Below are 20,508 nucleotides of genomic sequence, written 5' to 3' on the forward strand. Positions count from 1 at the left end.
GCAGGGAAAACCCACACTCAGTACCACAAGTACCAAAAAGAAAATGAGTTAACCCGCTCGTTATATGAAGTTTTAAGGCACTTGTATCTGACTTACAGTAAAACTGATTACAGTTACGGGTATAGTTGAGGAGTTTCACCTCATTCCAAATGCTTGGCTATTATGCGCAGATAAGTAAATAATTTAAAGCAAAAAAAACCGCACTCAGCTGAGTGCGGTTAAAAGGGAGTGTTTTAACTAAGGTTTAGTTAAAACTTATATTCCATACCTAAACCTAGGTAATCTTGGTCAACGTTGTTGTCCATATCAAAACTTGAGTAAAAGCCAAACACCTTAAGATTTTTGTTTAGCTTGTGATCAACACCTACCGATACTGCACTTTTATCATCGCTGTCATCAAAATCCATTGTTTGATATTGCACTTTAAAAGTGTTGCTACCCATTAGGTAAGCTGCATTCACTAAGTAACCGTCAGCTTCAGCGCTACCGTCTACTTTTTCTTGTGTTTGGTACATTGCACCAAGTCTAAAGTCTTCAATTTTACCTTGAACTGTTGCACGTACTACGTCGTAACCATTTACTTCACTATCAGCAGCAACAGCAGCGTATACAGCGCTCTTTTTAAGGCCAGCATCACCATAAGTTAACGCCACTGAGTAACCATTTTTGGCATCTTTATCATCTTCTGCAATAAATGAAGCTAATACTTTAAAGCCTTCATATGAGTTTGAAGCGTAAGATACTGAGTTACCTAAGCGGTTTTCACCTTTAAACGTGTTTTTAATATCACCTTCAAGGTCATTAAATAAATCAAGTTTACCTTGCGCCTGCTTTAGCGCGGTATCGTTACGGCCTATTACTACCTGACCAAATGAACCTTTAAAACCTACATATTGATTACGCGCTGAAATATTATCTTTATCGCCTTTTGAGTCAGCGTCCGACACATCAACCTGAAACTCAAACTTATAAACAGCTTCTAAACCGTCTGAAATTTTTTCAGACCCCTTAAGTCCGAAACGAGATGCATTACTTTTAATTTCAGTAAACGACCCTTCTCCATCATCAGATGATTGAACGGTTACATTCGCTTTACCGTAAATGTCTACTTCTGCAAGCGCATTAAAAGATAAACCACTAAGTAAGGCTAGGCATAGGCTCGATTTTGCAAATTTCATGTTATTTCCTCGATAAACACAATAGACTAATTTTTAAAACAGCAGCAGTGTGTCACCGCTAAATGACAAAAATATTACAAAGGACATATTTTTGTCTTTTTAAGTTAATAAAACTGCATTAAATCTGAAATCAAAATAACATCTAAAATATACCGTCTAACGACTACTTACTTTGTTTCAGTAAACTCGGTGTCATTTGCGACAGCAAATTAACCAGAGTTTCTATTAACTCTTTCTGTTCGTTATCTCTATGATAGGCAACAAATACATCTCTTGACGTATTTTCTACCCCTTTTACATGAAAAAGTTCGCCTTTTTCTAAATGGTCTTTAACTAATACCTGTGGAATAAACGCACTGCCGCCACATTGCAGTATTAAATCAAGGGCTATACGTCCGGTACTGGTTCTAAAATAAGGCGGCGTTTTACCGGTAAACTGACGGGCGTGCCAAAGAGAAAACGTAGTTCCCCAATCAACATAAACATATTGATTATCAAAAAAGTTATCGCCTGTTGCGGTATCGTAGCCACTAACCGGAATAATAGGTAGTTCACAAATTCGTTCAACAACGAGTTCGTCTACTTTTGGTGGATCAAATAAAATGGCTAGATCAAGGGTGCGCTCTAATAGTAATCGAGTACTCTCTTGTTGTGCTTTTACCTCTGCCACCAAAGATACACCGGGCATAGCCGATACTATATTTGTAATACCAAACTGTAAAAACGCATCCCAAATATTAGGAGTCCCAGCCAAGCTGATTTGCTTATGCATATTATCTGCAAGTGCAACATCCACTTTGGCCCTTTGCATTCCAGTAATAATCATTTGTGCATGCGGCAACAAGCGCTCACCCGGAGCCGTTAGTTGAATATTATTGCGCTGGCGAATAAATAAATTTACGCCTAAGCCCTGCTCTAATTGACGAATTCGAAAACTCACTGCAGACTGCGTTATGTATAGGTTTTCTGCCGCTTTACCAAAATGGCGAGTACGCACCACTTCAACAAATGTTTTTAATAAATCTATGTCCAATTTTTTATCCTCACGATAAAAATTTTTTGTTTAAAAAAATAGCGATTATGACCCATACTCCAGCTAATAATTGGTATGAGGGTACAGCTATGAGCAATGATATTTCACTACTTCGTCAAGCATTTGTTAGTCAACGTCAGTTTTATGATGATCAAAACTTTCCACGCGGATTTAGCCGCAGCGGACACTTTACCTTGTTAGAGGCAAGTATTTTAGAACAGCACGGTGTTGTTTTAAAAAGTTTGTATAACAAAACAGTTGAGCCGCAAAACGAATATCAACAACAATTTGTAAATGCAATAAGTGGCATCATAGAGCCAAGTAACCCCATTGAGCGAGCATGGGTTAAATACTTAAAGCTAACAACCTGCAAAACAAAATTTCATACATTATTTGGTCGCTCAAAAATTTCAGGGCCAACACCAATCAGCCAAGATTATTATTCTGAGGCTGACAATCTATAAGTCATTACAATAGTTGCTTTTTGGCGTTTTAGCAGTTACAACTTGTATAAGCAAACACTTTTGCAAAATTTAAACAAGGCTGTTACGTGACGCACAGAATACTTATTATTGAAGACACCCCTACTATTGCGCGAGTGCAAAAGCATATCGCGCAAAAAGCGGGCTACGAGGTTGATATTGCTCAGTCGCTGGCTGAGACTAAAGAGCTGATAAGTAAACATGCTTATTTTTGCGCAGTGGTAGACTTTATATTACCTGATGCCCCACAAGGGGAAGCGGTTCCCTGCACCGTTGCAGCAGATATTCCTACCATAGTTATGACAGGCAATATCGATAATCAAACTCGCGATACCGTCGAAAAATACCCTATTATTGATTACATTATCAAAGGCAATAAACAAGCTTACGAATATTTAGAAAAGCAGCTTTATCGCCTACCTCGAAATAAGCAGGTAAAAGTACTGGTTGTTGATGATTCAGCTTCAACACGCCAATATATTTGTAATTTATTAACACGTCATAAATATCAAATCTTTCAAGCAGCCGATGGCCTAGAGGCGCTTAAAGAGCTTGAAAACACCCCTGACATCTCTGTGATCATTACCGATAAAGAAATGCCTAACATGGGCGGTATTGAGCTATGTAATGAAATTAGGCGCATTTATAGTAATGACGAAAAAGCTGTTATTGGTATCTCAGGCGCTACATCGTCTAATTTGTCTGCTTTATTTCTAAAAAATGGAGCAAACGATTATCTATATAAACCTTTTAACAGTGAAGAATTTTACTGCCGGTTGAGCCAAAACGTCGATATGCTAGAGCATATCGAAACTATAAAACGCCAAGCCAATACCGACTATTTAACTAAACTCCCTAATCGCCGTTACTTTTTTGAAGAGGCTAATAAGTCATTAAAGCAGTTTAAAAAAGCAAAAATGCCGGCACAGCTCGCCATGCTTGATATTGACCATTTTAAAGCGATTAACGATACCTATGGTCATGATGCCGGAGATGAAGTGCTTAAAGGGCTTGCGATATGCTTTAATAAATATTTTGAAAACCAATTGGTTGCCCGTTTAGGCGGAGAAGAATTTGCGGTATTTTTTACTGAGCTAACCGAACAGGAGGCGCTAAAACGACTAGAGAGCTTCAGGCTTTTTATTGAGCTTAACAGTCATGAATTCAGTCAAGCAAACATCAAGTTTACGCTGTCGATAGGCTTCAGCAACAGTAAAACCTATCAGATTGACGAGCTATTAAAACAAGCCGACTTAAAGCTCTACAAAGCCAAAGAGTCGGGTCGTAATAAAGTGGTTTAGTTTTTAAACCACACCAGAGGCTACAATGGCCGCTTTTCTGCGTTTTCGCGATTGATGGTATGAGTCCCAACTAAAAATAGCCAATGCGCTCCAAATACACGCAAAGGTAATTACGCGCTCAGCATCAAACACCTCACCATAAAATACCACCGCTAAAATAAACATTAGGCTAGGCCCTATATACTGAAAAAACCCTAACGTTGTATATTGCAAACGCTTAGCCGCGCCGGTAAAACACAGCAGTGGCAGCGTAGTTACTATGCCCGCGCTCACCAATAATGCATTAGTTAGCCAATCATTCGCTGGTAAATTTGACGTTTCAGTCGGTACCATTAGCCACCAATAGGTAAGCGCCACGGGTAACAATATTAATGCCTCAATTAAAATCCCAGGCAGAGCATCAACTTGTAGCTTTTTACGTAATAAGCCATATAGTGCGAAAGATGTCGCTAATGAAAACGCTACCACGGGGAATGAGCCAAAACTAATTAGCTGTAACAACACGCCTGTAAAAGCTAAAGCAACAGCAACACCTTGCAACTTACGTAATCGTTCGTTTAAAAACACCATACCAAGCAACACATTCAATAGAGGATTAATGTAGTAACCTAGGCTGGCATCCAACATGTGATTGTTATTGATGGCCCAAATAAACAATCCCCAGTTAAACCCTAGTAAGGTCGAGGTAACAACTAACATCAAAATAAGTTTAGGTTGGATTAAAATGCGTTTAATTTTATCCCAGTAGCTGAGCACACTCACCACCACAATAAGAAACACCACTGACCAAATAACACGGTGCATTAAAATTTCAAATGCTGACACATGTTGGATCATCTTAAAATAAATGGGTGCGAGGCCCCACATAAAAAAAGCGAGGCAGGCAAAAATAGCACCCTTTCGCTGCTCGGTATCAATCGACATAGTAACCACTTGGTGATTTAAAAGGCCGTCAGTTTAACCCCCTCTCACTTTTTAGCCAACTAAATACGTGCCCGTTCCAAAAGCAATTTGTACTGACTTCTCGTTGTGCAACTCCATTCGACACACGCATACTTTATTTCCTGAGCGAATCAGCTTAGCACTAGCAATAAATACCTCGCCTTTGCCTGGACGTAAATAGTCGGTGCGTAAATCTATTGTCCCCAGTGTGGCTAACTTTTTATGTACACTGGGTAAATCTGCATCGTCTAGTTTTCCTATAACGCTGGCGGCAGCAAGCATTCCACCCACATTATCAAGTACCGCCGAAATAACCCCACCATGGAGAATTTTTTGCGCAGGGTTGCCTATTAATACATCTTGCCAAGGAAAGGAGATTTTAGCTTGTTCAGTACTAAGTGACTCCACCGCTATTTTTAAAAACTGGTTAAAAGGCATATTATTTACAAACAATGCCCCAACTTGTTCAATCAACATTTCTTTATTCATTATTATTCTCTATGTTTAAGGTGGTACGATGAGTAAAGCACAACTTAAAGCTGTTGTAACCTCCTCGATTATCATTACCGATGTTTACACCAAATAATGAAAGCTAAAGACATACTGATAAAAAACCACTAAAATAGCGCCGATGAATACACTAACTCCCTCTCCAAATACGCTGGTGCGTAAACCTGAAACTGTACTCAAACAAGTGTTTGGTTACAGCGAATTTCGCGACGGTCAAAGTGCAGTAATCGATGCTGCGATTAACGGCCAAGACTCGTTAGTATTATTGCCTACCGGTGGTGGTAAATCGGTGTGTTACCAAATACCCGCACTAGTATTAGAGGGGGTAACCATTGTTATCTCTCCGCTCATTTCTTTAATGCAAGATCAAGTAACTCAGTTACAAGCTCTAGGCGTAAAAGCCGCTTATATAAATAACAGCTTAGCCCGTGAAGAACAGCAGTTAGTCTATCAGCAGTTGCATCAGGGGCTAATAAAATTACTTTATGTTGCCCCAGAGAAAGTACTACAAAGGGAATTTTTAGAGCGCTTATCGCATTTAAATGTCAGTTTGTTTGCTATTGATGAAGCACACTGTGTTTCTCATTGGGGACATGACTTTAGACCTCACTATTTTAGATTAAATGAATTAAAGCAACGCTTTACACATGTACCTATGATGGCACTCACTGCCACCGCTGATAAAGCCACCCGCTTTGATATTGTTGAGCAACTCAAGCTACAGCAGCCTTATATTCATACCGGCAGCTTTGACCGCCCTAATATTCGTTACACCATAGAAGAGAAATTTAAACCTATGGTGCAATTACTGCGCTATTTGAAAGAACAAAAAAATCAAAGTGGCATTATTTATTGCACCAGTCGAAAGCGGGTTGATGATATTGCTGAAAAGCTTGCCGATGCAGGCCTTAATGCGGCTGCTTATCATGCGGGAATGAGTAACGAACAGCGTCAATTTGTGCAAACTGGATTTGCCCGCGACGATATTCAAATTGTGGTTGCCACCGTTGCCTTTGGTATGGGAATTAACAAGCCTAACGTACGTTTTGTATTACATTACGACATTCCAAAAAGTATTGAAGCGTATTATCAGGAAACCGGTCGCGCTGGACGTGATGGACTCGCTGCAGAAGCCATTATGTATTTTGACCCCGCTGATATAGGTCGGGTTAGACGCTTTTTTGAAGATATTGACGATGAACAACGCCGTCGTGTAGAAGAGCAGCGTTTTAATGCCATGGCCAGTTTTGCCGAAGCGCAGACTTGCAGACGTCAAATATTATTAAACTACTTTAGTGAATACCAACGAGAGCCGTGCGGTAACTGCGATATTTGCTTAAATCCACCAAAAAGCTTTGATGGCACACTGGTGGCCCAACAAGCTCTTTCGTGTGTGTATCGGGCACAGCAACGATTTGGCTTAGGTTACATTGTAGAGTTATTACGCGGCGCAAATACCAGCCGCATTCGTGATAACAACCATCATGAACTCAGCACCTATGGCATAGGTAAAGATAAAAGCAGTGAGTTTTGGCTCAGTATTTTACGCCAACTTATTCACCAAGGGCTACTAAGCCAAGATATAACCCAAGGCGCATCACTACGGCTTACCGAAGCTGCACGCGCTATTTTAAAGAGTGAGTATGCGCTACAACTGGCTGAACCACGCCTACAAGCTAAGCACGTTTATCAGGATAAATTAGCGCAGTTTAATTACGATAAAAAGTTATTTGCTCGCCTACGTGCATTACGTAAAGAATTAGCCGATGCCGATGACGTACCCCCTTATGTAGTATTTAACGATAAAACGCTGGCCGAAATGGCGCAGCTTATGCCTACCAACGACAGTGAATTTTTAAAAGTGTCGGGGGTTGGTTTTACTAAATTAAACAAATATGGCGGTGAGTTTTTAACCGCAATTCGACATTATCTAGCAACGCAATAAGCCCCTTATGACCGAACTTGAATACGATCACACACATCAATGCATTATTGTTAAACCAACAGAGTTGCCGCACGATGAAGACTTTGAGTTATGGGGAACGTTTTTTTTGCACAGCGATGAAATTAGCATTAGTGAATTTGCAGCTGGGGCTGATCGTCACCAACTGCGTTTTAACTATGCTAACCACACTTTTAATTTAAATTTTGAGCATTACAGTCAAAGTGTGTGGATTAACGGCGAAGGTCAAGATGCCGACAACCTATTGGCAGCGTTAACATTTTATTTAAGCTAAGGCCACGTCTATTTATCGCTAATACCTTATAATTGCTATAAAAAATAAACTAAATTGGCACTTTTACTTACATATTAATAACAATGATGTAAGCTAAGAGTAAGTGTTTTATTTTGCAAAATAGCGCTAAAGAGGGTCAATGCTAAATAGAAAATGGATTGCACGTAGTTGTTTTAGCCTTTCTATTTTGAGTATGTTTATGCTCAGCGTTTGCGCGCAAGAAACGCCACTAGCCCAAAGCTGCCAAAATGACGATTCATTGAAAACTTCTGAAATTAACTTGCGTCGACAAATCGAGTCTCAACCTCCATCGCTTACGATAAATAGTAACGCTAAAATTGCCTCAATTAATCTTAAACAACTTAATGTTTTTAATACCGAACTCGAAGCTGAAAACAACGCACTGTTTCGCTTTGCTAATCGTGCACATATACAAACTGAGCCTGAGGTTATTAAAAGCATTTTATTGTTTAAAGCGGGTGATACTTTTAATCAAAAAACCTTGGCTGAATCTGAGCGGCTACTGCGTAAACAAAACTATTTATATGACGCACAAATTGTTGCCAACGAAAACTGCGATGGCGATATTGATGTAACCGTGGTGACTCGCGATTTGTGGACTTTGCTACCCGAGCTTAGCTTTAGCCGCAGTGGTGGCGAAAATAAATCAAGTATCGGCTTTCGCGAGTCTAACTTATTTGGTTGGGGCAAACGATTATCGTTTGCTCGCAAAACCGACAGTGATCGTAATGGCTATTTATTTGTTTACGATGATCCAAATATCCTATCAACACGCTACAGAGGTCGTATAGAGTATGCCGATAACAGTGACGGTAAAAGCCACTTAGTTGAGCTAACTTATCCGTTTTACGCCATCGATACACCTTACAGTTATGGTGCCTTGAGTTACTCGACCCAGCGAGAAGAGGCGCTCTATCTCAGGGGCGATAAATTTAGTGAGTTTGAACAGACCACCGATCTAAATCAGGTATTTTTTGGTCACTCTAAAGCCCTTAGCCATAACTGGACACAGCGCTTGAGCCTAGGTTATATCGATGAGCAACAAACATTTAAAAGCATAGATGAAACCACTGTGCCGCTAGCTGAAAATAGGCAGCTTAGTTATCCTTATGTAAGCGGCCACTGGTTTGAAGATTACTTTATAAAGGTGCGTAACTTTGACAGTATTTACCGTACCGAGGATTTAAATTTAGGTTGGAATATAAAAGCTACGCTGGGTTATTCTGATGAATCAATTAGTAACGACGATAGCCGCGCTATTTACTCGTTTAACTTTAACAAAGCACATTTTAGTGGTGATAATACGCTATGGCGGTTTCACGCAGATATTCAAGGTTATTGGAATAAAGAACAAAAACAGCTTGAAAACTTAATCACCACCAGCCAAATTCAATATTATTTAAATACCAGTATTGATCAGTCTTGGTATGTAAAAGCCAGGCTACAATACGCAAAAAACCTCACCAACGATAAGCAGCTCACTCTCGGGGGCGAAACAGGTTTACGCGGTTACCCTATTGAGTTTCAACATGGCGATCGGAGTTTTTTAGTCAGCTTAGAAAAGCGCTACTATTGGGAGTATGACTTACTACAACTGTTTAAAGTGGGAGGCGCAGCCTTTCTAGATGTAGGTCGCGCATGGTATAACAATGACTCGAATACCCTGTATCAAGTTGAAAACACACCTGTACTTAAAAATGTTGGACTCGGTTTACGCCTTGCGCCAAGTCGCGCCAACGCGGGTACTATGATCCACCTTGATATTGCCGCGCCACTAAATAAATATAACGATGTTGACTCGGTACAATGGCTACTGAGCGTTAAAAATTCTTTTTAAATCACTACTGCGCACAAAGCTAACACGTTACACTTTGCGCCTATCATTATTGTGAGAATACGTTTTGGAATTAATCTCTCTTTTAGAGCTTGTGAGCACACAATATAAGTTAATCGTAACTGTAATTGCGCTGTTGAGTTTTCCGTTACTGTTAAAGCTAACTAAAAAATTACTCGAAAAAGCCATTAGAGGTAAAATCGACTTACACAGAAAATACCGAGCAGAGTTACTATTAAAAATAATACTCGCCTTTGTTATGTTGTGTTTAGTATTAGTTTTTTGGGGAATAGAGCTGCGTGGTTTATTAGTATTAGGTTCTTCCTTATTTGCCATGTTAGGCGTTGCGCTGTTTGCTGCTTGGTCTCTATTGAGCAACTTAACCGCGTTTTTATTGATGTTTATTCAAAATGACTGCCGTGTAGGCTATTGGGTTAGAATCGTGGATGGTGCCAATGCCATTGAAGGACGCATTATTGAAATGGGGCTGATGAATGTATTACTAGAACACGTTGATGGGCATAGGGTGATTTATCCAAATAACTTATTTGTTACCCGCCCAGTGTTAGTTCTCAATACAGAGCCAAAACCAACAAAGGCGCCTAAAATTAAACGTATTATTGGCCCAAAACCACGTAATTAAATAACAATTAAAAAAGCCGCTTAAGCGGCTTTTTTAATTTTTTACCAGTGAAGTTAATTATTCAGCTCAGCCGTTTTCAGTTCATCATCTAAGTCATTTATCTCATCAATAAACGTTTCTAGCTGCTGCTCTACCAGGCTATTTGCATGTGCAAAATAAGCAATGTGGAATACGGCATCGCCTTCATTTACTAGAGGCATGGTTTGCTGACCAATAATAATACCGCTACGTGGAGCGAGTAATTCAAGCTCAGAGTCGCCAAGTGGGCTACTTATATACGCCAGTATTTGCCCCTTTGTGACACGTTCACCTAACGATACTTGCGCTCTTACTATGCCGTCAACCTCAGCACGTACCCAACTTGTTGAACCAGCAATAATCGGCTCAGGTAGTTTTTTTGGTCGTTTACCGCGCATCATTTTTAAATGGCGCATAACATAATCAACCCCTTGTACTCCCGCAGCAATCGCAATCGGGTCAAAGCGCAGCGCCTCACCGGCTTCGTAGGTAATAACGGGTATGCCCAAATTAGCCGCTTCACTACGTAGTGAACCATTGCGCAGTGATGCGTTAATTACAGCTGGTGTGCCAAAGGCCTTAGCCATTTGCGCTGTAGCTTCATCGGCTAAATTAGCACGTATTTGCGGTAAGTTAGTACGGTGAATCGCCCCCGTATGTAAATCTATAATATGCGTACAGTGCACAGCAACTTGGTTAAAAAACATATACGCCATACGACCTGCTAACGAGCCACGTTCAGAACCTGGAAAGCTTCGGTTCATATCACGACGGTCAGGCAAGTAACGCGACTTATGAATAAAACCAAATACATTCACAATCGGCACCGCTATTAATGTGCCTCGTAGCTGGCTAGGGTCGATTTTAGCCAGTAGCTGGCGCACTACTTCAACTCCATTTAGCTCATCGCCATGTATTGCCGCACATACCATCAATACAGGGCCTTCCATTACACCATTGACCACTTCAATAGGAATATTAAGCGGTGAATGGGTATAAAGCTTTGCAGCTTCCAGCGCCAGTGATTTTCGCTCACCCACGCCAATACTTTCACCTAATAAGGTAAAAGGACTGTTAATTTTAACCTTTGCCACGTGTTGCTGTTCCTTTCACTGAGGCCGTTTTTTCGATGAAATCAATCACCATACCCGCGATATCTTTACCTGTTGCCACTTCAATTCCCTCAAGGCCTGGCGATGAGTTTACTTCCATAACCAAAGGACCACGAGATGAGCGAAGTAGGTCAACGCCAGCAACGTTTAAGCCCATTGCTTTTGCCGCTGCAACCGCTGTTTTACGCTCTTCTGGGGTAATACGCACCAGTGTAGCACTACCACCACGATGAAGATTAGAGCGGAACTCGCCTTCTTGCGCTTGGCGTTTCATTGCTGCAATCACTTTATCACCCAGTACAAAACAACGAATGTCTGCACCGCCAGCTTCTTTAATATACTCTTGCACCATGATATTGGCTTTTAAGCCCATAAATGCTTCAATCACACTTTCAGCTGCTTTACGTGTTTCAGCCAATACCACACCAATACCTTGAGTACCTTCCAGTAATTTAATAACAACCGGTGCACCGCCTACCATTTCTAATAAATCTTTTACGTCATCCGGCTTGCTGGCAAAGCCTGTGACCGGCATACCTACACCTTTACGTGATAGTAATTGCAAAGAACGTAATTTATCGCGAGAGCGAGAAATAGCCACAGATTCATTAACAGGGAACACTCCCATCATTTCAAATTGGCGTAATACAGCACAACCATAAAATGTAACCGATGCACCAATACGTGGCACGATAGCATCGAAATCTTTTAGATTTTCACCACGATAATGAATTTCAGGTTGCTCTGAGTTTATGTTCATATAAGAGCGTAACGCATCAATAACTTTCACTTCATGTCCGCGCGCCTCAGCAGCTTCAATTAAACGACGCGTTGAATATAATTTTTTGTTACGAGATAAAATACCAATTTTCATAGTTAAAACCTTAACTAAATTATGTTGAGTAAGCACATGTAAGTGTATTTACTACTCAACGAATCCTTATAATAAGTGTGATAAAGCCGGATCAACGACTATACGATTTTCCATTGCTGTGCGCCCTAACAACATTCTAAACTTCATTGACGCACGACTTGTTAATGTAATTTCTATTGGCCAACTAAATTCGCCTGCATGCAATGTAGTTTCAATAAAGTAACGCAATTCTTTTTGGCCACTAGAGCTGGTAACGTACTTCATTTTTTTAACTTTGGCATTGCAGGTAATTTGCGTTTGCTCGTCTTCTTGCAATGGTTGGGCTGTAAATTTAACCCACTTTTCGCCATCTACTTCGTACTCTTCAATATTAATTGCATGAATACAGGAAGTACGCGCACCAGTATCTATTTTTGCTTTAATTTGCTCGATACCTAGCTCGGGTAAACTTAACCACTCACGCCAACCAACTGTTATTTTTGTCGTCATAAATGCGCCCTTAGTAAAAAAGTGTTTTATACGCTACCGCTAATAAAACACCAGCAAAATAAATTCATCCACTCGATAAGTCGATTTGATTGATCTTTTAAGTTTACTCGGTTAACAATGCCCTCTAATGTGTACACTTAACCATAGGCTAAAAAATAACTTTTTGTTGCTTAACTCTTCAAAGTAAAGCTAAGTTAAATACACTACAGTAAAACTGTATTAAAAACATACTATTTATGAGAAATTATTATGATTAACGGCTTACTTCATGCGCTTATTCTTGATGAACAAGGCGGCGCTCGCCCAATAGAAAACAGTAAACAATTACATCAATGGCAACCTACTGATGGAAAACTGTGGGTACATATGGATTACAGTCAAAAAGAAGCCGTTGATTGGTTAAAAAACTGCGGCCAATTAAACGACTACGAACTTGAATCACTTACCGCAGATGAAACACGCCCTCGTATTACTCCTACAATGAATGGCCATATGCTGTTTTTACGTGGAATCAATTTAAATCCAGCGCAAAGCCCTGAAGACATGGTGTCTATTCGCTTATTTATTAATAAAGATGTGGTGATCACTACCCGTAAGCGCCGATTATTGTCAGTGCAAGATATTTTAACCTCGTTGAATAATAATGAGGGGCCTAGCAGTATTTCTGAACTAGTGTGTAGCTTAGCGCAAAAGTTAACTTCACGTATGCAAACGGTAATAGATGAACTAGATGAAAGCTTAGATGAGTTTGAAGAAGAAATTGATGAGCCTAGTAAAAAGTTTGATAACCAGGGCTTGTCGCAACTTCGCCGTCAAACAATCGCGCTAAAACGGTACTTAAAACCACAAAAGGAAGCGCTCAGCAACATGGTTAATAATCATTACTCGTGGCTGTTTGACGATGATAAAGCCAAGCTAAATGAAACCACCAATTTACTTATTCGCTATTTAGAAGAGCTCGATAGCTCAATAGAGCGTGCACTCGTTATTCAGCAAACCATTACTAACCAAGTGTCTGAGCAATTAAATCAGCGTATGTATGTGATGTCGGTGGTGGCTGCTTTATTTTTACCACTAGGATTTTTGACTGGGTTATTGGGGGTCAATGTTGGCGGTATTCCTGGCACAGACAGCCCCTATGCATTTACTGCATTTGTGGTGTTTTTGGTTGTTTTGACTGGTGGGATTGGTATTTACTTTAAAAATAAAAAGTGGCTGTAATTACAACGCAGATCTAACAGCACAAAAAAGGCGAACATAATTGTTCGCCTTTTGCATTGGTAACCCTTACTCTTGAAAGTAAGTGCCCCAACCGTCGTATTCTACGTCGCATTCAACAGCAAGTTGTGCAAGCTTATCAACGTCTTCCATTATAACGTCAACATCTAATTCGGCTTCAACAACAATGTCAAAACTCCAAATCTTTTCGCCGTCTTCAAGCTCAAGTTCTGCTGGCTCTTCTACATCGTAACCTAGTTTAAACGCAGCAAGTGCAGCTTGTTCTAACTTAGTAAAATCTTCACATACAAAGTGGTGTTCTACTTCATAAAGAATTTCCGGATCGGAACCATCTTCAAGTAATGAAGTTACGATGTCTTCACTTATTTCACGCCAGTTTTCCATTATTTCTCTCTCACTTGAGCATCTAATTCTGTTATTTTAGCAGCCATAATGCTGTGCACACTTTTAGCGTGCTCACGGGCACTGATACTGTTATCAAGTGCTATGGGGGCTAACATTTCAATGTAAATTGTACCATTATCCCAGCGATTTAGTTTAATGGTTTTATCGGTTGTGTTCATACATACTGGCACAACAGGTACCTCTGCACTCATTGCTGTATGAAACGCACCGGTTTTAAAAGGGAGTAAACCACGACCATAACTACGCGTCCCCTCAGGGAACATCCACACCGATAAGCCTTTTTGTTTTATTTTAGCCGCTGCTTTAGAAATAGTGCCTGCCGCTTTAGAGCGATTTGCTCTGTCGATTAAAATATTACCCGACAACCAATAAAGCTGACCAAAAAATGGGATCCACTTCAGACTTTTTTTGCCAACACTCACACAATTTTTTGGCACCATGGCTGGAACAGTAAATAAATCATAGCTATTTTGGTGATTCGCTACATACACAGCAGGCCCCACCTTAAGCGCATCGGGATGATATTTTAGTTCTAATTTAACCCCAAGCATTTTAGCCATTGAACCAAACCAACTTGCAATAACGTGCACATTATTAGGATGAAATGGTCTAAATATTGATAATAACAAACCAAAAAAACAACTTAACAATATAAACAACAGCATTATTAAAATACGTATAACAGCTAGCAAATGCGCCTCTCCAATATAACCACAATCATGTATTGCTCTATTATAACGTTATTTTGTTGCGTAGACGAGAAAATAGCGCACAAGCGTGCGCTGAAATAAAACAGTCATAAAAAAACGGCTTACCTAGGTAAGCCGTTTTCTAATTTGATCTTAGGATTAACTTGGCTCTGCGTCTGAGCTTGGTTCATCTACTTGCTGCGGTGTTAACTCTACCACAGCTTCATCAACGCGCTGTAAGCCACGAGGTAACTTATTCCCCCTGCGCCCTCGCTCACCATGATAGTGCTCAAGGTCGCTTGGTTTAAGGGTCAGCTTACGTTTACCTGCATGCAGCGTAACACTACTGCCTTGTGGTACAACAGCTAATACTTTTACAAACTCTTCGCGGGCTTGCACTTTCGCACCCGGAATAGAAATAATTTTATTGCCCTTACCCTTACCTAGCTTAGGGAGGTCTCGCAGTGGGAATAACAACATCCGCCCTTCGTTAGAAATCGCCATACAGTAGTCAGTAGCCACGTCGTTAACGCGAATTGGCGAAAGTAACACACCACCTTTTGGCACACTCACTAACGCTTTACCGTTTTTGTTTTTACTCACTAAATCTTTAAAGTCAGTAATAAAGCCATAACCAGCGTCGGAGGCCATTAACAACACTTGAGCGTCTTCACCCATAACTACATGCTCAAAGCTGGCGCCCGAGGTTAAGTTAAAGCGCCCTGTCATTGGCTCGCCTTGGCTTCGCGCTGAAGGAAGACTATGAGCATCAGTAGCAAATGCACGCCCTGCTGAATCTAAAAATACCGCTGGTTGATTACTTTTACCTCTCGCTGATGCTCTATAGCCATCACCAGCGCGGTAATTTAATCCTTCCACATCTAAGTCATGACCCTTACCAACCCGTGCCCAGCCTTTATCTGATAACACCACGGTTACTGACTCTGATGGTATTAAATCTTTTTCGCTTAGTGCTTTAGCTTCTACACGCTCAATCACAGGCGAGCGGCGATCATCACCATACATTTCTGCAGCTTCTTGAATTTCTTTTTTCAATAAGGTCGACATGCGACGGTCTGAGCCCAGTGTTTGCTCTAATTTGTCACGCTCTTTCGCCAATTCATCTTGCTCACCACGAATTTTAAACTCTTCAAGTTTTGCCAAATGGCGAAGTTTTAATTCTAAAATGGCTTCTGCTTGAATATCTGTTAAATCAAAGCGCTCCATCAATATTGGTTTGGGCTTATCTTCAGAGCGGATGATTTCTATAACTTCATCAATATTTAAAAAGGCAGCTAGTAAACCTTCTAAAATATGTAATCGTGCCAGCACTTTATCAAGTCGATATTGCAAGCGACGACGTACCGTTTCGCGTCTAAAGGTTAACCACTCTGTTAAAATACTCCGTAAATCTTTAACCTGTGGACGGCCATCTAAGCCGAGCATATTTAAATTTACGCGGTAATTTTTTTCAAGATCGGTGGTGGCAAATAAGTGTGCCATTAATGGCTCAGCTTTAATTCGGTTTGAACGCGGCACAATCACAATGCGGGTCGGATTTTCATGATCAGATTCATCACGTAAATCGGCTACCATTGGCAACTTTTTAGCATTCATTTGCGCTGCAATTTGCTCAAGTACTTTTGCACCCGAACATTGATGCGGTAACGCAGTAATAACTATATCGCCTTGCTCTTCACAATACACAGCGCGCATTTTAATTGAGCCACGGCCAGTTTTATAAATTTTGTGAATATCAGCTTTTGGCGTAATTATTTCAGCATCAGTTGGGTAATCTGGCGCATGTACTAAATCCAGTAACTCTTCGAGCTCTGTTTTTGGTTTATCAAGTAATAAACAACAGGCACTGGCTACTTCACGCACATTATGCGGCGGTATATCGGTTGCCATACCTACCGCAATACCGGTGACACCATTAAGTAATATATGCGGTAAGCGCGATGGCAATACTAAAGGCTCATCCATGGTGCCGTCGAAGTTTGGCGTCCAATCAACGGTCCCTTGGCCTAACTCTTTAAGTAATACTTCAGAGAATTTAGATAAACGCGCTTCAGTATAACGCATTGCCGCAAACGACTTAGGATCGTCAGCTGCACCCCAGTTACCCTGACCATCAACTAACGGGTAGCGATAAGAAAACGGCTGCGCCATAAGTACCATGGCTTCATAACAGGCACTATCACCATGAGGATGGTATTTACCTAATACATCACCCACGGTACGGGCTGATTTTTTGTATTTAGCACTTGCCGATAACCCCAGTTCACTCATCGCATAAATAATACGGCGCTGAACGGGTTTTAAGCCGTCACCAACGTGCGGTAAGGCACGATCCATGATCACGTACATTGAATAATTTAAATAGGCGTCTTCGGTAAAACGCCCCATTGTTTGCTGTTCAATTCCTTGCATTAGCAAGGTATCTGTATCACTCATTAAAGCTTACCTAGTTTTTCTTATAGCTTACGCGGTAAATTACGTTAGCGTAATCATCGCTTACCAATAGACTGCCATCATTTAATTGTGCAAATGCAACAGGGCGTCCAAATGTCGTTTCGTCTTGCATAAAGCCGGTGATCAGTGGCGTATATTTAGTTACTTTGGCATTTTCTATGGTTGCCACAGCCACTTTATAACCAACCTTTTCAGAGCGATTCCATGAACCATGCTCAGCAACAAATAACTGTTGTTTGTAGCTATTTGGGAACTGTTTGCCGGTATAAAAATGAATACCCAATGGCGCAACATGCGCCCCCAATGCCAATGCAGGTTGAGTGTAATCAGCAATATTTTTGCCTTCACCAAACTCAGGATCAACAATAACGCCACCATGCACGTATGGAAAACCAAAGTGCTCTTCTTCCTTAGTAATGCGGTTTAGCTCATCAGGTGGAATATCATCCCCCATCATGTCGCGGCCGTTATCGCTAAACCATAGCATTTGCGTACTAGGATGAAAGTCAAAACCCACCGTATTACGTACACCTTTGGCTAAAGTCGTTATTTCTTTGGTATCGGTATTTAACGAAAAAATACGGCCAAAGCGAGCATCTTCCTCACAAATATTACACGGTACGCCCACGGGAATTATCAGCTCGCCATTTGGTGCAAAGCGCAAAAACTTCCAACCATGGTGACGCTCTGACGGTAAATCGCTATAAAACACTTCATACTCAGGATTTTTGAGGTGTTTATCGATATTTTTAAAACGGATAATCCGGTGCACTTCACCAACATATAAGTCACCGCCTTTAATTGCTAAACCCGAGGGCATATTTAATCCCTCTGCAATCACTATTTTTTTATCTGCCACGCCATCGCTGTTATGGTCAATCAGTGCATACACATTGCCCGCTTTACGAGACCCTGCATACACAATACCTCGGCTTGATACTGCAATTTGCCGTGCATTTTCAACATCATCAGCAAATAAGCTGATTTCAAAACCTGGTGCAGCGGTCAGCTTGTCGAGTATATTTTTCGCCATCACTGGCGATGATATTAAGCCCAGTAACAACAGTGTGCTAAATAATTTATTCATTTGCCTCTCCTGTTTTAAAGCCCAAAGGCTTATTAAACTTGTGCCTTATTACCATGATCCTCTAGCCATTGACGGCGATCTGATGAGCGCTTTTTAGCGAGTAGCATATCCATCATTTCCATTGTTTGCTGCTCCTCATCAAGAGTGAGTTGCACTAAACGACGAGTATTAGGGTCCATAGTTGTTTCACGCAATTGTAGCGGGTTCATTTCACCCAAACCTTTAAAGCGTTGTACGTTTACTTTGCCACGTTTTTTTTCTGCTTCTATGCGCGCTAAAATACCGGTTTTTTCATCTTCATCCAGCGCGTAGTAAACATCTTTACCAATATCAATTCTAAATAACGGTGGCATAGCAACATACACATGGCCAGTTTTAACTAATTGTGGGAAATGGCGTACAAATAAGGCACACAGTAAGGTGGCAATATGCAGTCCATCGGAGTCAGCATCCGCTAATATACATATTTTATTGTAACGTAGTCCCGACATATCGGTTGAGTCAGGGTCAATACCTAGCGCGACTGAAATATCGTGCACCTCTTGAGAGGCCAAAATTTGCCCTGATTCAACTTCCCAAGTATTTAAAATTTTACCTCTTAGCGGCATAATTGCTTGGAACTCACGATCTCGCGCTTGTTTAGCTGAACCGCCTGCTGAGTCACCCTCTACTAAAAATAATTCCGTGCGGTCATTATCAGCAGCACTACAATCGGTCAGTTTGCCTGGTAATGCTGGGCCTGATGTAACTCGCTTACGTACTACTTTTTTAGCCGCACGTAAGCGACGCTGTGCATTTGAAATACATAGTTCAGAAAGTAGCTCTGCGGTGTCAGTGTGCTCATTTAGCCATAAGCTAAAGGCATCTTTTACTACACCCGATACAAACGCAGCACATGAACGTGATGAGAGTTTTTCTTTGGTTTGCCCTGCAAATTGTGGGTCTTGCATTTTAACCGACAACACATAACTACAACGTTCCCAAATATCATCTGGGGTGAGCTTTACGCCACGTGGTAATAAATTTCTAAACTCACAAAATTCACGCATCGCCTCTAAAAGCCCTTGGCGCAGACCATTTACATGGGTGCCCCCTTGCGCGGTAGGAATTAAGTTTACATAACTTTCGGCTATCGACTCACCACCTTCAGGCATCCATACTACCGCCCAATCAGCGCCTTCAATAGAACTTGAAAACTCACCCACAAATGGGTCTTTAGGTAGTATTTCGTAACCTTTAACGGCTTCAATTAAGTAATCTTTTAAGCCTGTTTCATAAAACCATTCTTGGGTTTCTTTCGTTTGTTTATTTACAAACTTAATACGCAAACCTGGGCATAAAACCGCTTTAGCTTTTAATAAGTGATTAAGCTTAGTCAAAGAAAAATTAGCAGAGTCAAAATAGCTGGTATCTGGCCAAAAACGTACCGTAGTACCAGTGTTGCGTTTACCCACTGAGCCAATAACATTTAAATCTTCAACTTTATCGCCATGCTCAAAAGCCATTCTAAATTGCTGCGCATCACGGCGAACCGTTACTTCCACGCGGGTAGATAGCGCATTAACAACCGAGATACCTACGCCATGCAAGCCACCAGAGAATTGATAGTTTTTGTTTGAAAACTTACCGCCGGCATGCAGCTTAGTAAATATTAACTCAACTCCTGGAATACCTTCTTCTGGGTGAATGTCAATTGGCATACCTCGGCCATCGTCACTCACCTCAAGCGAATTATCTTCATGTAAAATGACATCAATACGTGTTGCGTGCCCAGCCATTGCCTCATCAACACTGTTATCAATAACCTCTTGGCCTAAATGGTTTGGCCTTGTGGTATCTGTATACATGCCTGGGCGGCGTTTTACCGGCTCTAATCCATTAAGTACTTCAATGGCTTCGGCGTTATAATTTTGTTGAGTCATAGTTTTTATCTTTATAT

General features: G+C 40.9%; 19 protein-coding genes and 1 riboswitch. Of the genes, 7 read left to right on the forward strand and 12 right to left on the reverse strand.

The window, feature by feature from the left end; all coding sequences use genetic code 11:
* Positions 1 to 60: 60 nt before the first annotated feature.
* Positions 61 to 191: riboswitch (cobalamin riboswitch) on the reverse strand.
* Positions 192 to 248: 57 nt separating this feature from the next.
* A complete protein-coding gene (locus tag FLM54_RS12765; RefSeq protein WP_010391543.1) occupies positions 249 to 1,178 on the reverse strand; it encodes a porin in 930 nt (309 codons plus the stop codon).
* A gap of 163 nt (positions 1,179 to 1,341) precedes the next feature.
* On the reverse strand, positions 1,342 to 2,211 hold the full coding sequence (locus tag FLM54_RS12770; RefSeq protein ID WP_008467766.1) for a LysR family transcriptional regulator: 870 nt from the start codon (positions 2,209 to 2,211) through the stop codon (positions 1,342 to 1,344).
* Positions 2,212 to 2,300: 89 nt separating this feature from the next.
* Here FLM54_RS12770 and FLM54_RS12775 point away from each other — a divergent pair, with 89 nt between their 5' ends.
* Both FLM54_RS12775 and FLM54_RS12780 read left to right on the forward strand, forming a co-directional pair.
* Positions 2,301 to 2,675 carry a DUF413 domain-containing protein gene (locus tag FLM54_RS12775; protein ID WP_138606645.1) on the forward strand — a complete coding sequence of 125 codons (375 nt, stop codon included), beginning with the start codon at positions 2,301 to 2,303 and terminating at the stop codon, positions 2,673 to 2,675.
* A gap of 86 nt (positions 2,676 to 2,761) precedes the next feature.
* Complete coding sequence (locus FLM54_RS12780) at positions 2,762 to 3,994, forward strand: response regulator (RefSeq protein ID WP_138606647.1); 1,233 nt, start codon at positions 2,762 to 2,764, stop codon at positions 3,992 to 3,994.
* Positions 3,995 to 3,997: 3 nt separating this feature from the next.
* On the opposite strand, the gene rarD is transcribed toward FLM54_RS12780, so the two are convergent.
* Together rarD and FLM54_RS12790 are read right to left on the reverse strand one after the other, a co-directional pair.
* The gene (rarD, locus tag FLM54_RS12785; protein WP_178956562.1) at positions 3,998 to 4,918 is read right to left on the reverse strand and encodes an EamA family transporter RarD; all 921 of its coding nucleotides are present in this window, start codon (positions 4,916 to 4,918) and stop codon (positions 3,998 to 4,000) included.
* A gap of 51 nt (positions 4,919 to 4,969) precedes the next feature.
* Complete coding sequence (locus tag FLM54_RS12790) at positions 4,970 to 5,425, reverse strand: thioesterase family protein (RefSeq protein ID WP_171039605.1); 456 nt, start codon at positions 5,423 to 5,425, stop codon at positions 4,970 to 4,972.
* 142 nt (positions 5,426 to 5,567) lie between these two features.
* Here FLM54_RS12790 and recQ point away from each other — a divergent pair, with 142 nt between their 5' ends.
* The 4 genes from recQ (at position 5,568) to FLM54_RS12810 (ending at position 10,181) form a co-directional block, all read left to right on the forward strand.
* Complete coding sequence (recQ, locus tag FLM54_RS12795) at positions 5,568 to 7,391, forward strand: DNA helicase RecQ (RefSeq protein ID WP_054201899.1); 1,824 nt, start codon at positions 5,568 to 5,570, stop codon at positions 7,389 to 7,391.
* Between the two features lie 7 nt (positions 7,392 to 7,398).
* Positions 7,399 to 7,683, forward strand: coding sequence for a DUF3630 family protein (locus FLM54_RS12800; RefSeq protein WP_010391549.1), 285 nt, complete (start codon positions 7,399 to 7,401; stop codon positions 7,681 to 7,683).
* 139 nt (positions 7,684 to 7,822) lie between these two features.
* Positions 7,823 to 9,541 carry a POTRA domain-containing protein gene (locus FLM54_RS12805; RefSeq protein ID WP_178956563.1) on the forward strand — a complete coding sequence of 573 codons (1,719 nt, stop codon included), beginning with the start codon at positions 7,823 to 7,825 and terminating at the stop codon, positions 9,539 to 9,541.
* 64 nt (positions 9,542 to 9,605) lie between these two features.
* Positions 9,606 to 10,181 (forward strand): mechanosensitive ion channel domain-containing protein, encoded by a 576-nt coding sequence (locus FLM54_RS12810; protein WP_010391553.1) that lies wholly within the window; start codon positions 9,606 to 9,608, stop codon positions 10,179 to 10,181.
* A 53-nt stretch (positions 10,182 to 10,234) separates the two neighbouring features.
* On the opposite strand, the gene FLM54_RS12815 is transcribed toward FLM54_RS12810, so the two are convergent.
* The 3 genes from FLM54_RS12815 to FLM54_RS12825 form a co-directional block, all read right to left on the reverse strand.
* Positions 10,235 to 11,293, reverse strand: coding sequence for a succinylglutamate desuccinylase/aspartoacylase family protein (locus FLM54_RS12815; protein WP_138608439.1), 1,059 nt, complete (start codon positions 11,291 to 11,293; stop codon positions 10,235 to 10,237).
* On the reverse strand, positions 11,280 to 12,185 hold the full coding sequence (gene rimK, locus FLM54_RS12820) for a 30S ribosomal protein S6--L-glutamate ligase (RefSeq protein WP_008467750.1): 906 nt from the start codon (positions 12,183 to 12,185) through the stop codon (positions 11,280 to 11,282). The genes FLM54_RS12815 and rimK overlap by 14 nt, the downstream gene beginning before the upstream one ends.
* Before the next feature lie 66 nt (positions 12,186 to 12,251).
* On the reverse strand, positions 12,252 to 12,674 hold the full coding sequence (locus FLM54_RS12825; RefSeq protein WP_010391555.1) for an ATP-dependent zinc protease: 423 nt from the start codon (positions 12,672 to 12,674) through the stop codon (positions 12,252 to 12,254).
* Positions 12,675 to 12,923: 249 nt separating this feature from the next.
* Between FLM54_RS12825 and FLM54_RS12830 the strand changes: the two genes are divergently transcribed.
* Positions 12,924 to 13,895 (forward strand): zinc transporter ZntB, encoded by a 972-nt coding sequence (locus tag FLM54_RS12830; protein WP_138608437.1) that lies wholly within the window; start codon positions 12,924 to 12,926, stop codon positions 13,893 to 13,895.
* Between the two features lie 66 nt (positions 13,896 to 13,961).
* On the opposite strand, the gene rraB is transcribed toward FLM54_RS12830, so the two are convergent.
* The 5 genes from rraB to parE form a co-directional block, all read right to left on the reverse strand.
* Positions 13,962 to 14,297 carry a ribonuclease E inhibitor RraB gene (gene rraB, locus FLM54_RS12835; RefSeq protein ID WP_008110603.1) on the reverse strand — a complete coding sequence of 112 codons (336 nt, stop codon included), beginning with the start codon at positions 14,295 to 14,297 and terminating at the stop codon, positions 13,962 to 13,964.
* Positions 14,297 to 15,010 carry a 1-acylglycerol-3-phosphate O-acyltransferase gene (locus FLM54_RS12840; protein WP_178956564.1) on the reverse strand — a complete coding sequence of 238 codons (714 nt, stop codon included), beginning with the start codon at positions 15,008 to 15,010 and terminating at the stop codon, positions 14,297 to 14,299. The genes rraB and FLM54_RS12840 overlap by 1 nt, the downstream gene beginning before the upstream one ends.
* Positions 15,011 to 15,166: 156 nt before the next feature.
* Positions 15,167 to 17,464, reverse strand: coding sequence for a DNA topoisomerase IV subunit A (gene parC, locus FLM54_RS12845; RefSeq protein ID WP_010391560.1), 2,298 nt, complete (start codon positions 17,462 to 17,464; stop codon positions 15,167 to 15,169).
* Positions 17,465 to 17,474: 10 nt separating this feature from the next.
* Positions 17,475 to 18,569: a sorbosone dehydrogenase family protein gene (locus tag FLM54_RS12850; RefSeq protein ID WP_178956565.1), complete on the reverse strand. Its 1,095-nt coding sequence runs from the start codon at positions 18,567 to 18,569 to the stop codon at positions 17,475 to 17,477.
* A gap of 32 nt (positions 18,570 to 18,601) precedes the next feature.
* Positions 18,602 to 20,491 (reverse strand): DNA topoisomerase IV subunit B, encoded by a 1,890-nt coding sequence (gene parE, locus FLM54_RS12855; RefSeq protein ID WP_024600809.1) that lies wholly within the window; start codon positions 20,489 to 20,491, stop codon positions 18,602 to 18,604.
* Positions 20,492 to 20,508 lie beyond the last annotated feature (17 nt).

Source organism: Pseudoalteromonas sp. Scap25 (assembly GCF_013394125.1).
GTDB lineage: Bacteria > Pseudomonadota > Gammaproteobacteria > Enterobacterales > Alteromonadaceae > Pseudoalteromonas.

What these genes read in the sequence shown, in the direction of transcription:
- FLM54_RS12765 (WP_010391543.1), bottom strand. Translation starts at nt 1,178, where the DNA reads ATGAAATTTGCAAAATCGAGCCTATGCCTAGCCTTACTTAGTGGTTTA.
- FLM54_RS12775 (WP_138606645.1), top strand. Translation starts at nt 2,301, where the DNA reads ATGAGCAATGATATTTCACTACTTCGTCAAGCATTTGTTAGTCAACGT.
- rarD (WP_178956562.1), bottom strand. Translation starts at nt 4,918, where the DNA reads ATGTCGATTGATACCGAGCAGCGAAAGGGTGCTATTTTTGCCTGCCTC.
- FLM54_RS12790 (WP_171039605.1), bottom strand. Translation starts at nt 5,425, where the DNA reads ATGAATAAAGAAATGTTGATTGAACAAGTTGGGGCATTGTTTGTAAAT.
- recQ (WP_054201899.1), top strand. Translation starts at nt 5,568, where the DNA reads ATGAATACACTAACTCCCTCTCCAAATACGCTGGTGCGTAAACCTGAA.
- FLM54_RS12800 (WP_010391549.1), top strand. Translation starts at nt 7,399, where the DNA reads ATGACCGAACTTGAATACGATCACACACATCAATGCATTATTGTTAAA.
- FLM54_RS12805 (WP_178956563.1), top strand. Translation starts at nt 7,823, where the DNA reads ATGCTAAATAGAAAATGGATTGCACGTAGTTGTTTTAGCCTTTCTATT.
- rimK (WP_008467750.1), bottom strand. Translation starts at nt 12,185, where the DNA reads ATGAAAATTGGTATTTTATCTCGTAACAAAAAATTATATTCAACGCGT.
- FLM54_RS12825 (WP_010391555.1), bottom strand. Translation starts at nt 12,674, where the DNA reads ATGACGACAAAAATAACAGTTGGTTGGCGTGAGTGGTTAAGTTTACCC.
- FLM54_RS12830 (WP_138608437.1), top strand. Translation starts at nt 12,924, where the DNA reads ATGATTAACGGCTTACTTCATGCGCTTATTCTTGATGAACAAGGCGGC.
- rraB (WP_008110603.1), bottom strand. Translation starts at nt 14,297, where the DNA reads ATGGAAAACTGGCGTGAAATAAGTGAAGACATCGTAACTTCATTACTT.
- parC (WP_010391560.1), bottom strand. Translation starts at nt 17,464, where the DNA reads ATGAGTGATACAGATACCTTGCTAATGCAAGGAATTGAACAGCAAACA.
- FLM54_RS12850 (WP_178956565.1), bottom strand. Translation starts at nt 18,569, where the DNA reads ATGAATAAATTATTTAGCACACTGTTGTTACTGGGCTTAATATCATCG.
- parE (WP_024600809.1), bottom strand. Translation starts at nt 20,491, where the DNA reads ATGACTCAACAAAATTATAACGCCGAAGCCATTGAAGTACTTAATGGA.